Genomic DNA, 17,324 nt, shown 5'->3' with positions numbered 1-17,324 from the left:
AACAAATAAATCATCCTTGCTTTGATGCGATCGCACCTAACAAGGCTCTTTTAGCCCGCGCAGGCACCGCTTTGTCCGTGTAGCCCCAGGCTTGAGCCTGCGGGTTTTTTGAAGGTTTTATTTTTTGGAGTTCCCTTATTCATCTCCTCCATAATAATCTCTTGATTAATCAACGCTTGAGAATGTGTCGGATTCAGTTCCAACGCTCTTTGGGTCGCCGCTAAGGCATCCCCATATTCTTCTAAAAATCTTAAGGCGATGCCTTTCCCCGCCCAAAAATCAGCATTTTCAGCATTAATTTGGATAGCACGTTCGTAAGTCGTAACCGCCTCCCCATAGCGGCGCAGTGCCATTAGTCCGAGGGCGCGATTATAGAGCGCGGGGGCGAATTCGGGGGCCATTCCTAGGGCGCTGTCGGCGGAGGCGACTGCCTCGGCATAGCGTTCTAAGCGATAGAGGACGGCACTCTGATTCACCCAAATATCCGCCATTGTGGGCCGATCGCCTACGTTGGCATCCCCTCTCAAGGCGCGATTGTACGCATCCACCGCTTCATCATATCGGCCTAATCCGGTGAGAATTCGCCCTTGGTTGAACCAAGCTAAGGATGACCCCGGGGCGACTGCGATCGCCCGTTCGGTGGCGGCTAAGGCTTCTTGTTCTCGGTTCAAATGCCACAGGGGAACGCTGCGATTACTCCAAGCATCGGCTAACTGCGGATTGAGTCCGATCGCCTTATTAGACGCTGCCAGGGATTCTTCATAATTTTCCAGTCCCGTCAATGCATTGGCTAACTGCACCCAAGCATAAGCCGGTCCCAAGTCGCCCCAGTTGCCATCGCCCTCCTGTAGTGCCATTTCACAAGCCGCTTTTGCCGGTTCATAGCTGCCTAATCGGTTCAAGTTGGCGCATTGATGCAGCAAGGTAAAGGAAGAGGTGGGATTGATTTTGACCGCCCATTGGAAGGAGAGTTGTGCTTCCGGGTGTCTGCCGAGGATGCCGAGGATGATGCCTTGTTCCGTCCAGGATGCAGCATCATTGGGTTCCAATCCCAAGGCGCGATCGTAGGCAGCTAAGGCTTCGTCATAGCGTCTTTGGGATTTGAGCAGTCTGGCTTTGTTCGCCCAGGCAATGGCGGGGTTGAGGGTTCCCCAATTTTGATTGACTTGCAAGGCGCGATCGCAAGCAGTTAGCGCTTCTGCACCTTGTCCCAATTCCGAGAGAATGGCGCATCGTCCCGCCAAGGCGATGGAATAATTGGGATTGATTTTAATCGCCCATTCGTAGGAGGCGAGGGCTTCTTCGATTTGGCCGGAACGACTCAAAGCGACTCCGCGATGATACCAGGCGACGGCAGGGGATTGGTTTTCCCAGTTGTTATCCATGCGTAAGGCAGTGTCACAGGAGGCGACTGCTTCTTCATATTGACTGAGTTCGACTGCACCAGAACAGCGTTTTGTCAGTAACAGGGAATTGTTGGGGTCGCGTTCAATGGCTTGGTTGTAGGCGGCGACAGCTTCGGCGTACTGCTTTAAGGCAAATAAGGCATCTCCGCGATCGCTCCAAACGATGGGGTCATTGGTATTCAAGGCGATCGCAGCATCACAGGCGGCTACTGCTTCCTCATATTGCCCTTGTTCCAGCAAGGTGCGACATAACCCCGCCCAATGGGAAAAATCCTCTAACCCCTCCTGTGCCAACAGTTTGGAGTTGCCGCCTCCCACCCCCATCCCCGCCATCATCAATAGAACAGATACCCCGATTTTTACTGAATTGCTTCCGGTTTTTACAAGCTGTTTATTCATAATATTTTCCTGCTTTTGTCATCATGGGTTTGGATTAGTTTCTTCGGAATTGCAGCGATTTTCAATACCATTGGGCATAATCGCATTACATAAATAAACCTGACTCAAATTCACCCCTTCTAAATTTGCCCCGGTCAAATTTGCACTGCCCAGATTTGCTCCGTTTAAATTCGCTCCACTTAAATTGGCATTTTGCAGGTTCGCCCCAAACAAATGGGCGGTTTCCAGATTTGCCAGACTTAAATCCGCTCCCTGCAAATTGGCATTTGCCAGTCTTGCTCCTTTTAAGTTAATCCCGCTTAAATTAGCTTCCACCAGATTCGCATCGGTTAAATCTTGGTTTTCTGCCCCATTTTTGATTAAGTCTAAAATAAACAACCATTGACTTTCTATGGCTGTTTCTTCATTAATTAAAATATCCCGCAAATTGGCATTTCCTAAATTTGCACCCAACAGGTTGACATTGCCTAAGTCTGCTTGTTCTAAATTTGCCGCGAATAGATTACTATCCCGCAGATTTGCTCCTTGGAAATTAACAGAACTCAAATCAGCCCGAGTTAAATTAGTTCCTAATAAAATGCTATGACGTAAATCAGCCCGATGTAGATTTGCGCCGACGAGATTGGCTGAAGTGAAATCCGTATAATGGAGATAAGACTCGGTTAAATTGACTCCCGTCAGATTTGCCCGTTCTAAGTTAGACATAAATAAGGAAGCGCCTTCTAAGTTGGCTCCCTCTAGGTTGATGCCGGTTAAGTTCATACCTTCGAGGTTTGCGCCGGATAAGTCACTTCCCGTAAGGATTTGACCCGCTAAGGGTTGATTGACAACGGTCCAAATAAACTGCCACTTACTATCGAGAATTGTTTCACCATTCAGGATAGTTCCTTTGAGATTTGTTCTAAAGAGTTTGGCTTCTTCTAAGTTGACACTGCTGAGATTTGCACCTTCTAGGTTGGCATTTTCTAAATTAACTTTTTTTAAATTAGCGCCGGATAAGTCAGCATTTTTAAAGTTAGCATTTTTGAGGTTGGCTTTTTCTAAATTAGCTAGAGGGAGGGTGGCGTCTTGTAAATCGGCATTTTCTAAATTAGCTTCTTTTAAATTAGCGAGTTCTAAATTGGCGGAATTTAGATTAGCGCCTAAGAGTTCTGCCTTTTCTAAATTTGCTTGATTGAGGTTGGCTCTAAATAAGGTTGCTCCGTTGAATTTGGCTTTTTCTAAGTTCGCTTGTTCTAGGGTGGCGCTGCCGAGGGTGGCATTGCTTAAATCCGCTTCCCTCATTCGCGATCGCGAAAAGTTTGCCCCATCCAGTTTCGCCCCTCTGAGATTCACCAATCTCAGGTTAGAGTCGGACATATCCGCACCTTGAAGTTCCGCCCCCATTAAATTTGCTTCTTGCAGGTTACAGCGATTACATTGACCCGTTTCTTGCAATTTAGCGACATCGGAACCCTTGGCAGCGAAGACGGGAGTCGGGAGGGAAATCAAGTAAAACAAGGACCAATGACCAATGAGCAATGACCAATAACAAAAGATAGGAATGGGCGGGTGGGATTTTTTCATGTTTATGAGTTTTTCTGGGGGTAATACCAAATCCGGGATGTAGGGGTTTGGTTTCCAAACCCTCTTCAATTAAGAACGACTGAAGTCGTTACTACTAACAGGGAGAGAACTTCCCTGCCACAGAAGCATGACCCTTAACCTATTTAATTAAACTAAGGACCAATGACCAATGAGCAATGACCAATAACAAAAGATAGGAATAGGCGGGCGGGATTTTTTCATGTTTATTACCCTATTTTCAGTGAGTCAACATAACTATTACGCTCAAGATAGATATTTTTTCAACCCCGCTTACCGAGGGTGAGAAGCAAAGTAGAAACAGCCTCCCAACGACAAATGACAAATGACCAATGACCAATGACCAATTTAATTAAACTGCGGAGGCAGTTCGGCTGGCGCAAGGGGTTGAGTCTCAAAGAACTTGGGACCCGGTTCTTCTTCCGCTTCCCCTGCTTCTTCTGCTTCCTCTGCACCCTCGGCAGCACCCTCGGCAGCACTATCAGAGGTTCCTCCTGGGGCTGCACCATCCACACCACCGGGGAGATTTGCCCCAGGAACCGGGAGTTCTACGGGGGGTGGACCCACAGCATCGCCGCCCGGGGTGGGGGGTGCTGGAATAACCAAGGCGGCGTCTGGAGTCCCGGGTGCGGGGGCAGTAGCAGGGGCAGCAGCAGGGTCACCCTCTGAACTGGCGGGTGCCCCGGGAGTAGGCACCATTGCTGGGGCTTGTGGGATAGCCGGGGGTGGCGGAACGTCCACGATTTCTGGGGGTGGCGGGGGCGCTAATGTCTCGATAATCACCGATCGCTGTTGTTGGTTGCCCTCTTCATCGGTGACTTGCAAAGTAATCGTTTCACTGCCCGGTTGTTGACTCACCGGATAGGGCATTCTCCCTTCCCGAGGCACTGTTCCCGGGGCGGGTAGCAGTTCAACTTTCATCCCGTTCCCCCCTTCTACCTTCCAGGAAATCATCAGCGAATTTTGTTGGGGATTAGCTTGTCGCACCAACTTCGGGGGTGCGGGTTGTCCATTAAAGGTAAACTCGACAATCCGACTGGGAATCTTTTGAGCCAGAATTTTGATGGTATTCGTTTGGCGGGTTTCTAATTGTTCCGGTTGTCCTTTTTTGGGGATAACCGTTAAGTGAAAAATATAGTCCCCGGGTTGAATGGCATCGGTGGGAACATTGGCACAAATTACTTGGCGACTGGCGGGGTTTTCTCCACAAAATCCCCGCAACTCTTCGGGAATTCCATCGGCAAAGTTATAGCGCCTTTCCACACTTTTAACTGTTCCATCAGGACCCAACCCGAGTAATCTAATCTCTTGAATCTGATCCGGATTAGAAAGCGCCCAATTTAATAGAATCCGATTACTCTGGGTAGAGAGTGGGGTAGCCGGAGGGTTAGCTGCTGTAGGGTTAGCAGGAGTACCCGGGAGCAACAGGCGCTCTTGATAGACGGGTTGAGTGGAGGAAAATTCCTCAATTTTGGGTTCAGGAACGGGTAAAATCCGAATAGGATTAGTGCGGATAGTTTGGGTTTCGGCCTTGGGATTAATCGGAATGGCGCTGAGTTCAAATACATAATCTCCCGCCTCCCTGGCGTCAGTCCAAACATTGCGGCAAATCAGTTGTGCCGCTTGGGTACAAAACCGTTCCAGGGAATTGGGCAATCCCGGAGTAAACTCGTAAATAAACGGTCCACTCCTGACCCGTCCATCGGGAGAAAACCCGACTACGGTGACGGTTTTGAGGTGATTGGGATTGGAAATCGTCCAGTTAAGGCGGATTGCTTCATTATTCAGTTCTTGATAAGAATTGCTTTCTGGGGAAAATTGCAAGACTTGTGCGCGCACTGGGGGACGAGTTAACAGCCACCAAATCAGAAAAATCAGGGCGGCAACACTGGCCGACATCAGGATGACGATGGGTAAGAATTGCCACCAGGGACGGGGTTCCCAGAATAAAGAAGCTTGAAAGCGATCGCTAATTAAGGGGTATTGTTGGAGGTCTTCGAGTTCAATGCTGAAATTAATCATCCGCCCGAAGAAAGGCCGCCATCCCTTGGTGGGTTTGACCAAAACCCCGACGGTAACCGAGGTTCCCGGTAAGAGTCGCACCACCGGAGGGGTAATTGTATAAGTACAGATGTCCTCTTCATCGGTACTTTTGGCATGGATGGCAATTTCGCGGATGACATTGCCTTGGTTGGATAATTTCAGTTCAAACAGTCCTGCCTCGCGCTTAATTTTGGCGACGAGGGAGAGCAGTTCAATGGTGACCAGATGCAGGGGAGCAATCTGGAGATAAACGACATCTAACAGGGCGAGGTCCGGATGGTTGGTGGAGTAAACCCGGAGGGTGGGGGCATACACGCCAGCCCAAGTATCAGGAGGAGGGCTGATAAACAGCAGGATTTGACCGATATCCCCGGGATTGAGTTCGAGCCCATCTGAGGCGATCGCCATGCCTGCTTGTTGGAATCCTTCGGGATAGATGATGGTAAACCACCGGGATTCCAGGTCCGGACAGGTGAGAAAAAAGCGGTCTACCCGGTCCGAACGGTTATGAACCGTGACCTGAAGTTCCAGGGGTTGTCCCGGTTGGAGGAGGGCGGGGGAGACCGAACTGGTGGGCGGTTGGAGGGTAAAGGTGGGGTCGCTGACGGTCCGCGCTTCCTGAACAAAGGGCATGACTTGCAGTCGTACCTTTTGGTCAATGGGGGTTTCTTCAGGGTAATGTTGAGGCGCATCAATGACCAGGGTATAGTCGTAGGTGCCGGGGATGGCATCTACGGGAATCTGCACCTGAAACACAACTTCACTGGATTGTCCCGGACTTAAGGCCAGTCGTTCCCGAGGAGAAACAAACCACTGATGAACGGGTTGGGAGGTTTCCGCGATGAACACATCAATGATGGCACTGACGGACCCTTGATTGGTGATGGTTGCGGTGAGTTCTAATACCTCCCCGGCAGTGACTAAGGCAACGCCTGCGGGATTGAGGATAATCCCAATCGGACGAATCAAGGGGCGATCGCCATTATTCTCTTCAAATCCATTGACTATCTGCCCCGATTTGGGACTGTAACCCTGCATTACCATTCGTTTTGCTCCTTAAATCACCAACCACCAACCACGAACCACCAATGACAAATGACCAACCCCCAATGACCAATAACAAAGGACAAAGGACCAATGACAAACGACAAATGACCAATGACAAACGACAAATGACCAATGACCAATCCCCCCTTAAGGCAAATCACACCCCAAGTTCGGTAATCGGGAATGGGATTGAACCCGGACCTCTAGGTGATCGTCGCTACCGGCAGCGATCAACAGATGGTCATCCACTTCTTTAATATCGACACTATTAAAGTTTTTATTTTTAGCCCCCATAATTGGCTCTCCCTGGGGTTGAGCGCGACTGCCATCAATGTTGAGCGGCCATAACATCACCCTGCCATCATCGCCGCCACTGACCAGGTAACAGCCATCTTCACTCAAGGCGACCGATCGCACAGGTTGGCCCTTGTGACCGTCCTCCCATTGTTCGATTCTTTGGCAATCTGCGCCCCCATTCAAACAGGGCTGCATATTCCATAAGGTAATATATCCGTGAGTATCGGCAGTAGCCAGCAGGTTGGGATTGAACTCCGCAGTATCCAAACTGTTAATATAGTCATCCTTTCCTCCTTCCGGGTACGGTACGACCGCTTCGGTATTTTCTCGCCAATTCCACAGCACTAACTGATTTAACTGTCCCGCTACAGCTAGGGTGCGATCGTCATTGCCCACAAATTTCAGGGCATAAACGGCAAAGTTAAATTGTTTGAGATTCGGCGCCCTTGCGCCCAAGGTTGAATCAGGCCGTTCCCCCTCTTTCAGGTCCCATTGTAAGACCGCCCCACTCCCATGACCACTAAATAAAGCGCGAGAATCCTGGGTAAATTCTAAGGCAAACACCCGGTCATCTTTCTGATAGACAAAAGACTGTAACGGGTCCGGTCGGTTCTCGGTCAAATTCCAGAGGTGAATTTCTCCATTTTCTAACCCGGTTGCCACCCAATTATTGTTAACCGGGCGATACTGCAAGACTCGCACCGCTTTTTCGGCCACTAAGTCGGTACAGCCAGGGGATTGGCAGTTTTGAAAGGGATGAGTCAGCCATTGCCAGAATCGATTTCCTTTGTTGGGGAATTTCCGCAGTTCTGGGTTAACAATGGGATTAAAAAATCCGCTGATGTTCCATTCGATGATGGTTTGGTCATTGGACCCGCTAATCAGTCTTTCCCCCACCCCATTAAATTTTACGGTGTTGACGGGTTCATTATGTCCAAAAAAGGGATTTCTGGGATTTAGCCAGGATAACCACCAGAGAAGATAAAGGAGGAAGAGTCCGCCTAGGAGTTGTAACCACAGAGGGAGGACGGGTTTAACGACTAATTCTAGGGTTTGATGTTCATTGCGGGTATCCACTCGGCGATCGGACCAAATCCCGGTCAAATCGATGACTAACTTGCGGTTTCTGCCAAACCAAGGCCGTTTTTTACGGGCGGTTAAGAGGAATTCGCCTGTTTCTTCCGGGGCGATCGCACTGGTTTCCGGGACTAGGGTCAAGTCACATTCTGGGGAATTTTCTCCAGCCAGTTCCAGGGTAGCTTCCTGGGGTAAATTACTGGCATTTTTGGCTTCCAGGTTGTAGGTGACTGGGTGAGACTGCCAAAATTTCCACCGGAGTTTACGGGGAATGGTCCGCTGCTTGGGCGTAGCGGTAAACTCGACAAACCCCATTGGCATCACCTCTAGGGTCCCGGAAACCCGAGAGGCAGGGCCATTATTATGGGTGGCTTCTAGGGTGAAGGGGTAGGCTTGACTGGGGGCGGTGGCACCAAAGGGCGGTTGATAGGTAAAGGTTGTTTCCACGGATTTACCCGGAGGCACTTGTAACCGTCGTTCCCCGGAAAGGGGGAGCCATCTAGGGTCGATCGCCTTCTCGGTCAAAAGAGCATTACTCAGGAGTTGCCCTGGGTTATAAACCCTCACCGGCACTTCGATGCGACTCCCGGGATTAATTTGAAATTGTTTGACCGGGAGTTCCAGTTGCAGGGCAATTAATCCCGTCCCCCGTTCCACCACCAATCGGAGAATTTCCCGAGTTTCATCCGGGAGTTCCATCGAAAAGACCCGTACCCGGATGTTCATCATCCCGACAAATCCCGGGACTGGGGTATCGAGAATGGAGACATGAAACTGGGTGGCTGCACCGGGGGGTTTTTTACTGCTGGCGGTGGGGGAGATGCTGTACCAGTCGCCATTGCGATCGGCAGCAGCACCGGCGGCGACGAGTTCGAGTTGAAAGCTGGCAAAGCGATCGCTGCCATTCACCACAGTGACTTCAAACGACGCCGGGACTCCTCCCGGTTGGAAATGGAGTTCTTTCGTCGAGACAATTGTATTAATTGCTGTCGTTGCCATTATGATTGCTTTTGTCTAAAAAATTATTTAATTTACAAGCCAAATAACGTTGACATTCGGTTGCGGATCCAGCCCAAGGGGTTTTGATTGAACCCCTCCTCATCATCCAATAACCCCATTTTTTGTAGCAGTTCTTTTCTCGATTCTAATTCGGCTTTGTGTTCGTGCAGAGCTTGGGCAATTTGTTCAGCTAAATCTTTATAATTCCTTAAGAGTTTTTGCAAGCCTTCGCGGTCCAGAACAAATAAAACCGTATCTTCTCGCGTCCGCACCGTGGCCGTTCGGGGAATTCCCAGAAGTAAGGAGAGTTCGCCAAAAAAGGTTCCCACACCTAAATTAGTGAGGAATTTATCAATTTTTTCCACAAAAATTTCCACCGACCCTTCCAGAATAATATAAAACGCATCTCCCTGTTCATCTTCCCGACAAACATATTCCCCCGGATACAAAATCTTGCGATATCCCATTTCAATGAGCCGCTGAATTTCAGCCTCACTAAAACTGTTGAAATAAGAGACTTTTTTTAACAAATCGGCAATATCTATTTTTTTAAATTCTTCGGCTTTGCTGCGAGTGCGTTTAGATTTCATCAACAACTGTTGAAAGTAACTGCTGTCGCTCATTTGAGTTAACAGCATGGCTTTTTTGGCTTTATCTGTCTCGTCTTGCAGCAAGTTTAACTGGTTTTTAAATCCTTGCTCCCGCGCATAGATTTTGTTGGCCATATCTTGAAAAATCCTCGCCAACTGACCGACTTCATCGCCACGGTTGGTGACATCTGTCAAACTGTTGGGGTCAAAATGGCCTAACTCGATATCATGGGCGGTGGCACTGAGTTGTAAGATGGGTTGAATCAACCATCTGGCGATCGCAATTCCCAAGAGGGTTGCTGCCACCAAACCGGCAAGGGAAAGGACAACCGTATTGCGCGTATTTTCATAGATATATCCCATGAAATCAGATTCCGGGACGATCGCCACAATTAGCCAGTCCAAACCCCGACCATCCTGGATCGGATTCACCGCTACCAGTTGCATTTTGCCATCCAGGGAAAATTTAAAATTCTCAGAAGTCTGAATACTATCGAGATCGTTATACCGTGCTAATAATTCCCGTGCTGTGCCTTGAATGGCTGGATTGACACTTTCAACCGCTAACAGTCGGTTCGGATTTTCCGGAGAGTCAGTTTGTCCGGCTTCTCCCTCCACTAATAGATTCTCTATCACCGAACTGGCCACAATCGTTCCTGAGCGTTCTACAATAAAAGCAGCTCCGGCTGGAGAAATTTCTAAACTGTTTAAGAAGTCGCTCAATTGACCCAAGGAAATATTAATCGCGAAGACCCCTTCTAGAGTCCCACCGGCCTGATAAACCGGCGCAACCGCTGTAATGCCTAGGACATCTTGGGACTGAAACTTATAGATAGGACTCCAGGTCGTTTTACCGAGGCTTTTAGCATTTTGATACCAGGGTCGCACGCGCGGATCGTACTCCCCAACGCTAATTTCACCGAGTCGATTTCCCTGACTATCGAGTTCATAAGTTCTGCGGGAAGAACCCGACTCTTGCTGACGAATTCGCAGCACTCTTTTCCCGTCATCTACGACGTTAATTCCAATAAACTCTCCCGCTTCATTTCCGTAATAAGAATAGATAATGGAATCATCCCAAAGCATTTGATTCCAAAAGAAGCGTTCTAATTGTTCAAAGTCTTGGACATTTAAGTTGCCACTGCGAATGGCAGCCAAGGTTAATTCATGAAAAACCTGGGGGTGTTTCATATAGGTCGTCACTTCGGACTCAATGCGATCGCTAACTTCTTCACTTAACTTGCGAGCTAGCATCTCAACCGACTGCTGTCCACTGCGAAAGGACAGCCATCCAGTCACTCCGACGGCGACAAAAATTGGAACAACAATCAATGCGGGTATAATTTTGCGGATTGAAACCATCTCTTGAACCCATGATGTGGCTTAAACTGACCCTGGCATTCCGCAGGCGACGGGAACGCGAATCTCAACTCAAATCGGGGAGTTGGGTCGGTGGAAATTCTTTGGCTTTTTGTAATTGGGTGAGTGTCCGGCGGGTGCGGGCATAATGTAAAATATTAATACCCATTTCCTGTGCCGTCCGAATCGTTTCTCTGCCTAACGAAAGCTTGGGATCTAATCCCCAGGCAGCGGATAAATTACCGATAAAAATGATAATTCCTCCTCCGGTTAAGATTTTTAAGGCTTGTCCATTGACCGTCGGTAAAGCTGAAAATAGAAAAGGCTGAGTTCTCAAGGGGTGATTCCGGCTGAGGTTATCTAGGTCTTCTAAAGGAATTCCTAAGTCTCGTGCAAATTTTTTGAAGGCCGAAGAGAGAGTATTAATTTCTTCGCTCAAGGCGGTTTTCACCGAAATTAATTCTTCTTCTAAGGATTGGTAAATTTCCCGGTGATTTGCCAGTTGTTGATTCCGAGAGGCGGAAGCGGTTTTATCGGGAGTTTCAGTGGGTTCATTGGGAAGATTTAAGCTCATTTCCACCCGGGCGATCGCCTCTTGTAATTGATGGTGTAACCCAATCAATTCTTCAACTTTTGTTCCCTTAATCGATGCCTCTACCAACAGCACCCCTCCCATTTCTATATACTGCCCTAAAATGTCAAATTCTCCGGGACTGAGAGAGAGGGCAGGTTGTGTTTTAAAATACAGGACATCATAAGTAACTAAGTCATTAATTTCCGAGGCAGAATTTAACGTAAACTGCCCAATTTCATTGAATCCTTGCCAAACCGGATAAAGACCGGCGATCGCCTGACTCAGATAGGCCAAATTCGCATAAATCTGACCATCTTCCGGCGTATTTTTAACCACCTGTGCCAACCGGACCACCGCCTGGGTTCGCGCATTCGCTTGGGGTCGATAGCGCAAATCTAAATTATTCACCCCAGGAAACCAAGCATCTAAAGCGGTCGAAAGTTCCACCTCTCCCGGTTGCAGCAAAATCCGACAAAGTTCAACCTCCCACTCTGCCGGAGGGCTATTTTTCTCATCAATTCTAAAAGATTCGGTGACAATATCTCCAGTCCCATTTTCCTCCCGCACCAATCCATCAGGGTCTACATAACTGACCACGAGATAAACCATCAACGGTTTTCCCATCAGCGCTGCCGAAGTAATCCGAAAATCAATCGGTTCCGGAATCACAATCAAATTCCCAAACAAATCAATCGCAATTCCCGGCTGCACTTGCAACCATCGTTTATCCCGATATTGAGAGGGAATATCATCAGGAGGGTCAATTAACCGCACCCCCATATCACTGACAATTCCTGGTTGATTCAAGGATTGAAAATGAGCATTTTGGCGATGGCGGTGGTAGTCATGAGCCAAGCGCCACCGTTCGGCATCAATTAACAGTCCATCGGTGACTTGCAGCCGATTTAAAGGTTTGATATTAGGAGGGAGCCAAGGTAGTGTCATGTTAGGAATTTACCAAATAGGGGGAGGGTTGTCATTTGTTGTTTGTCATTTGTCATTTGTCATTTGTCATTTGTTGTTTGTCATTGGTCATTTGTCATTTGTCATTTGTTGTTTGTCATTTGTTGTTTGTCATTTGTTGTTTGTCATTTGTTGTTTGTTGTTTGTCATTTGTTGTTTGTCATTTGTTGTTTGTCATTTGTTGTTTGCCATTTGTCATTTGTTGTTTGACCAATAACCAAGGACCAATGACCAAGGACCAATGACAAATGACAAACAACCATCTACTCAATGCGTTGGATAGGATTCACAGGATTAATATAAAGGTCGTAAGTACAAAATGCTGGTTTTTCTTGGTCGATAATTTTTCTAACTAATCTTTCATCAATTTGGTTGGGATAGTCGGGTCGCAGCTTGACAATAAAATGATAGGGTTGTCCCCCTCCGACGCTGGTATCTTCTCCTAAGCGGCTTTTTCCGAGCACTAATCCCTGGGTGAAAACTTCTTGAATACTGATATGTTTTTCATCTTCTGGAAGATGGTCATCCAGGGGCAAATTGGTATAAAGATATAGATAAAAACGCAATCCTCGACGAGTGCCGCGCCAACGATAGAGTTCGATCGCATAGCGGATCAGATAGCGTTGCTGTGCCAGACTCAGATGGGGGTCGATTTCCCAACCCACCCAGTACGCCAAAAAGGGTAAGAGACTTTCAGGAGCCATCAAGGGGTCAAGATAGGCCCATAAGGCATCCATCGCCTGAACTGTGGGTTCAAAACTCTGCTCAAAAATCGAGAGCAATCGACCGATAAAGTCTACTTCCTGGTAGAGTTCCGGTAAAAATTCCAGGTAGAGACTCCGAGGACGGAGGTAGAGGTTGAAGGCAGCGGAATCCCGATGTTCTCCGGTGCGATTTTCTTCGGTGCAAGCGACGCTCAAGCGGCCCTGAAAGTCCAAAAGCGCCGGATTGGCACTGATAATCTCTGGGCTCTCGAAGAAATTTGGGGGAACGTTAAAATAGAGGACCGCTTCCATCTTGCCTCCCGGAGGCAGTTCGTGCCCTTCGGTTCCCAGTTGGCACCACTGCGGGGGAAAATTGCCCGTCACCGCTGCATTGACGGCAAGGGTGCGATCGCCGATGTTTTCCAGTTTGACCAGGATTTCGCTGGGTTCTCCTGGATGCAATACGAGGTCACAACGATTTCGGGGGGGTGGCAAAGCCTTTCTGGCGTTGATGGTGGACGATCGCACCCCTTCGGCAATCTCCAAGGCTTCGTGCCACCGTCCCACCGGCTCAGTCGGTGCTTCTGGCACTTGCATGGGCACCAATTGCAGTTTTAAGGGGAGGATGTCACGGGCTTGAGTCATGATGGTTGAACCACGGATTGCACGGATTTTCACTGAGGTTTAGATGACGCTGATGGTGTGACCCGATCGCAGGGTATCATTGCGCCAGGAACAGACTAAACCCAAGGGACCGGGGTTGATTACCGGATCTCGGGGGAGACTTCGCACCCAAACCCCGTTGCGGCGACGCAGTTCAAAGAGTTGGACGGAACCGAGGTAGAGGACGCCGGGAATGTTTTGCAGGATGGTGACGATATCGGAGGGATAGACAGGCCGTCCAAAGGGCCATCCCGTCCCATCAGGTCCCCCGGTGAGGGGATTCAGGAAGCGATACAGCGCCACTTGCATGGCAAAGATGATTTGCTGTTGGGCGCTAGGGTTTTTATATTCGGGTTTGAGGGCAACTTCTGTTTGCACGGATACTCCCATGTAGTCGGGTTGGTTACAGAGGACCTGTACTCCTAGCAAACGGCGATCGTCCAGGTAGGTGAGAACTCGATTGACCAATGTCGGGGAAACGGCGAACAGGTCCGGGTCGATGCCTTCGCCGCGTTCGATGCTCAGGGTATCGGGTTTGGGGACGAGCAGCATCCGGACGGTTCCGGCTTCGGATTTTTGGGTGGGGGGTAAGCAGAGGGTCCGGGCAACTGCACCGCCTCCCGCTTCTAGGGTGAGGGTTTCAAAGTCTTCGATAGTCACGGCCCGATCGCGGGTGCGGAGCATTCGCGGGGCACGGATCACCGCTTCATCCAGGGATTCGCTATCGGCCCCCCCACGTCCTGGCAGATGGTTAATCACCGCTGCGACATAAGGCACCGCTGATTTGACAATTTGAATGGTTCCGGCTTGGACATTCCCTCGCAGTCCGCCTCCAGTCCGGTAACTGACGATTTGAATCGTAGCGCCTCGCGGAGGGACTGCTCCATATTGTCGTTCCATCGACTCGATTCCGGTGGCGGACATCGGTTGAAAGGCATTGCGATCGCCCTGGCGGCCATTGGCTAAAGTCAAGGCCCCCTGACCCCCCCGGATACCTTGTTCCGACGCCCGCCAAGCCATTTTCTCCCGCAGTTGCGTCGGTTCGCGGATCAGGGGTCCGAATTGAACTTTTCCCGTGAGGGAATCTAGGGTATAGTGCAGGTCTTCCGGCCCCGAGGTGGAAAAATCATTGACTTCTTGCCAGATTTGGGGGAGTCCCCCCAAAGGGGTGACCAGGATATATTCGTCTTCCCGTCGGGGTAGGACCGGCACTCCCTGTAACTGAAAGGTTTGTCCGGGATTGCCGTCGCTTTCCCCGAGGATTTCATTGCGAATCAGGGTGCTTTGAGAAGCGGTGACACTACCGCCAATGGACCGGGCGCTCAACCCGACGATGCGGGGCGATCGCGTATATCCGGCTTGATAGGCCCCCGGTCGAGTATAAACGCAACGGATCCACCGACCTTGGTAGGTAAAAAAGTGGGTCACCGGCCAAGTTTTCGGGGTATGCAGGACCACATCGGCCCCAGAGAGAGGGTCGCCCCCTTGGCGGACGATTTCGCTAAAACTGAATCCTTGGGTTTGATCGTCCGATTCATGGAGGAGGATCGGTTGCCACTTTTCCCCATTCCACCCTTCCCAGCGCCTCGGAGGCATCTCGGGGTTAATCCCAGTGGAGGTTGCCGCTTCCCCTTTCAAGGTGAGGGCGATGACATTGCCTTCGATGAGCGCTTCGGAATCGAAGACGAGGTAAAAGCAATTGCCCGGTTCCGGGGTATCGTCAAAAAACGGTAACTCTAATCCTTGCCATTCCCCAGTGCGTTCCATCCGCCAAGACCCAATGAAGCGATCGCGCAAAATCTGCGGTTCCTGTTCCGCAGAGGGTGCCGTTAACAAATGCCGGATCCGAGGTTTACCCACTGCCACCGGCGCATCGGTACTAAACACGATCGCCTCTTCCTCTTCCGTCCGTACCGTCGCCACCTCCGTCCCTGCCGGAATCGTGTAATTCTCCGGTAAGGAGGCACTCATATAGAACGTTACCTCCGTTTTAGCCGGAGTCGGTGGACGTAAGCGCACCCCCAGTAATTCTAAAAACGTCACATAATTGCGACGCGGCACCTGATTAAACCGGGCCAACATTTGGTCCGTCATCCAGGCGAACAGTTCCACCAGAGTTACCCCAGGGTCACTGGGATTATAGTTCGTCCATTCCGGACAGTAGCGCGGAATCCGCAGCAGGCATTCATCCACCAAGTCCTGAAACTTGCGATCGTCTAAATCTGATTTAGGTAAATTCGGTAAAAAATTAAAGTCCATTGTTTGTTGTTTGTCATTTGTCATTTGTCATTTGTCATTTGTTGTTTGTCATTTGTTGTTTGTCATTTGTCGTTTGTCATTTGTCATTTGTCGTTTGTCCTAATTATTCAGAAATCCAAATGACCAATGACCAATGACCAATGACCAATGACCAGTGACCAATGACCAATGACCAGTGACCAATGACCAGTGACCAATGACCAGTGACCAATGACCAGTGACCAATGACCCCTTTAAGATGACGGCATTAAATAAAACGGATAGACCATGCTACGAGTCTCGTAACTGTCGCTGAGACTATATTCAATCCGAACCTCAACCCGACCTCGAACCGGATCGGGTTCGGTGTAAATTCCCTCGATGGTAATCCTCGGTTCCCACAATTCCAGAGCTTCTTCAATGTACACGCGGATGAGTAAGAGGGTTTGAGTATTCATCGGCGCAAACACCAACTCCGACAGGCGCGACCCAAAATTAGGGCGGTAAACGCGCTCTCCCAATTTGGTATTGAGGATAATCCGAATAGATTCCTCCACATTGCGGACATCGGAACTCAGTTGCATTTTGCCCTGGACATTGATCCGTAACGGAAATGAGCATCCCGTTCCGACGTAATCCCGAGGCGGTTGGGGGTTGTAATCGTTTGCCATGAAACAGTTAGCCCACAGACTTTAGTCGCTAGTTTACTAAAGTCTACAGACTGAGGAATATTCGCCAAAAGTCGAGTCTAAAGGAATTGTAGCCACTCGGTCACCCCTGATCCTTTCAGGGGTGTTCCTGGTTACGGAGGTCCAACCAACACCGTCACCCCGGTGCCAATCACGGGTAACGCCAAGGGAACGGGCACCGGTGCCGGGACGCTCATCCCGACTGCCATTGTCATGGTATGCGCTACGGGACGTCCCATCGCCAATACCGTCACCGAAGCAGGCATCACCAAGGTCCCCGCTGCCATCGGTGCTCCGGCAACCGCATCCCCCATACAAGCGATCGGTCGTCCCATGACTAAAACCGTGGGTGCTCCGGGCCCTACAATGGGACTCCCACCGGCTACATCTCCTAATACTGCTACAGGAAACATGATTTTCCTCTAATTATGGGCTGGATCATTTAGCCCCCATTTTTAACGGGTTCACCGGAGACTGACCATTAGCCATAAGTCGCATTCTGCGGGATTTCATACCAAATTCGGTACTCTTGGGCAAAAACCCACACCCTCAAGGGTGGGGCTATACTAACAAAGCCCGCCTGCGCGGGCTAAATTCGCGAATCTACCCTACATTTAGGTCTTAATCTCAAATATTGCGTAAGTCCTGCGACTTGAGGGGATTGCAAAATATAAATCATTCAACCGTTCAAC

At 49.5% G+C, this 17,324-nt stretch carries 10 protein-coding genes; all 10 read right to left on the bottom strand.

Features of this window, described 5'->3' with window-relative positions:
• Positions 1–50 precede the first annotated feature (50 nt).
• The 10 genes from NG833_RS22935 to NG833_RS22890 all read right to left on the bottom strand — a co-directional run bounded on the left by NG833_RS22935 (position 51) and on the right by NG833_RS22890 (position 17,045).
• A complete protein-coding gene (locus NG833_RS22935; protein WP_254567591.1) occupies positions 51–1,805 on the bottom strand; it encodes a tetratricopeptide repeat protein in 1,755 nt (584 codons plus the stop codon).
• A 21-nt stretch (positions 1,806–1,826) separates the two neighbouring features.
• Complete coding sequence (locus NG833_RS22930; protein ID WP_254567590.1) at positions 1,827–3,371, bottom strand: pentapeptide repeat-containing protein; 1,545 nt, start codon at positions 3,369–3,371, stop codon at positions 1,827–1,829.
• A gap of 366 nt (positions 3,372–3,737) precedes the next feature.
• The gene (locus NG833_RS22925; protein WP_254567589.1) at positions 3,738–6,476 is read right to left on the bottom strand and encodes a transcriptional regulator; all 2,739 of its coding nucleotides are present in this window, start codon (positions 6,474–6,476) and stop codon (positions 3,738–3,740) included.
• Between the two features lie 150 nt (positions 6,477–6,626).
• Entirely contained in the window at positions 6,627–8,852 is a 2,226-nt protein-coding gene (locus NG833_RS22920) for a hypothetical protein (RefSeq protein WP_254567588.1), read from the bottom strand.
• A 32-nt stretch (positions 8,853–8,884) separates the two neighbouring features.
• A complete protein-coding gene (locus NG833_RS22915) occupies positions 8,885–10,804 on the bottom strand; it encodes a cyclic nucleotide-binding domain-containing protein (protein WP_254567587.1) in 1,920 nt (639 codons plus the stop codon).
• Positions 10,805–10,868: 64 nt separating this feature from the next.
• A complete protein-coding gene (locus NG833_RS22910; RefSeq protein WP_254567586.1) occupies positions 10,869–12,320 on the bottom strand; it encodes a hypothetical protein in 1,452 nt (483 codons plus the stop codon).
• A 281-nt stretch (positions 12,321–12,601) separates the two neighbouring features.
• The gene (locus NG833_RS22905; RefSeq protein WP_254567585.1) at positions 12,602–13,687 is read right to left on the bottom strand and encodes a phage tail protein; all 1,086 of its coding nucleotides are present in this window, start codon (positions 13,685–13,687) and stop codon (positions 12,602–12,604) included.
• A 39-nt stretch (positions 13,688–13,726) separates the two neighbouring features.
• Positions 13,727–15,988 (bottom strand): putative baseplate assembly protein, encoded by a 2,262-nt coding sequence (locus NG833_RS22900; RefSeq protein WP_254567584.1) that lies wholly within the window; start codon positions 15,986–15,988, stop codon positions 13,727–13,729.
• A gap of 209 nt (positions 15,989–16,197) precedes the next feature.
• On the bottom strand, positions 16,198–16,614 hold the full coding sequence (locus NG833_RS22895) for a GPW/gp25 family protein (RefSeq protein ID WP_254567583.1): 417 nt from the start codon (positions 16,612–16,614) through the stop codon (positions 16,198–16,200).
• Between the two features lie 131 nt (positions 16,615–16,745).
• The gene (locus NG833_RS22890; protein WP_254567582.1) at positions 16,746–17,045 is read right to left on the bottom strand and encodes a PAAR domain-containing protein; all 300 of its coding nucleotides are present in this window, start codon (positions 17,043–17,045) and stop codon (positions 16,746–16,748) included.
• Positions 17,046–17,324 lie beyond the last annotated feature (279 nt).

This window comes from Oscillatoria sp. HE19RPO (assembly GCF_024220515.1).
Lineage (GTDB): Bacteria > Cyanobacteriota > Cyanobacteriia > Cyanobacteriales > Laspinemataceae > Laspinema.
Note: the sequence above shows the minus strand (reverse complement) of the source record. Positions and strands in the feature narration are given on the sequence as shown.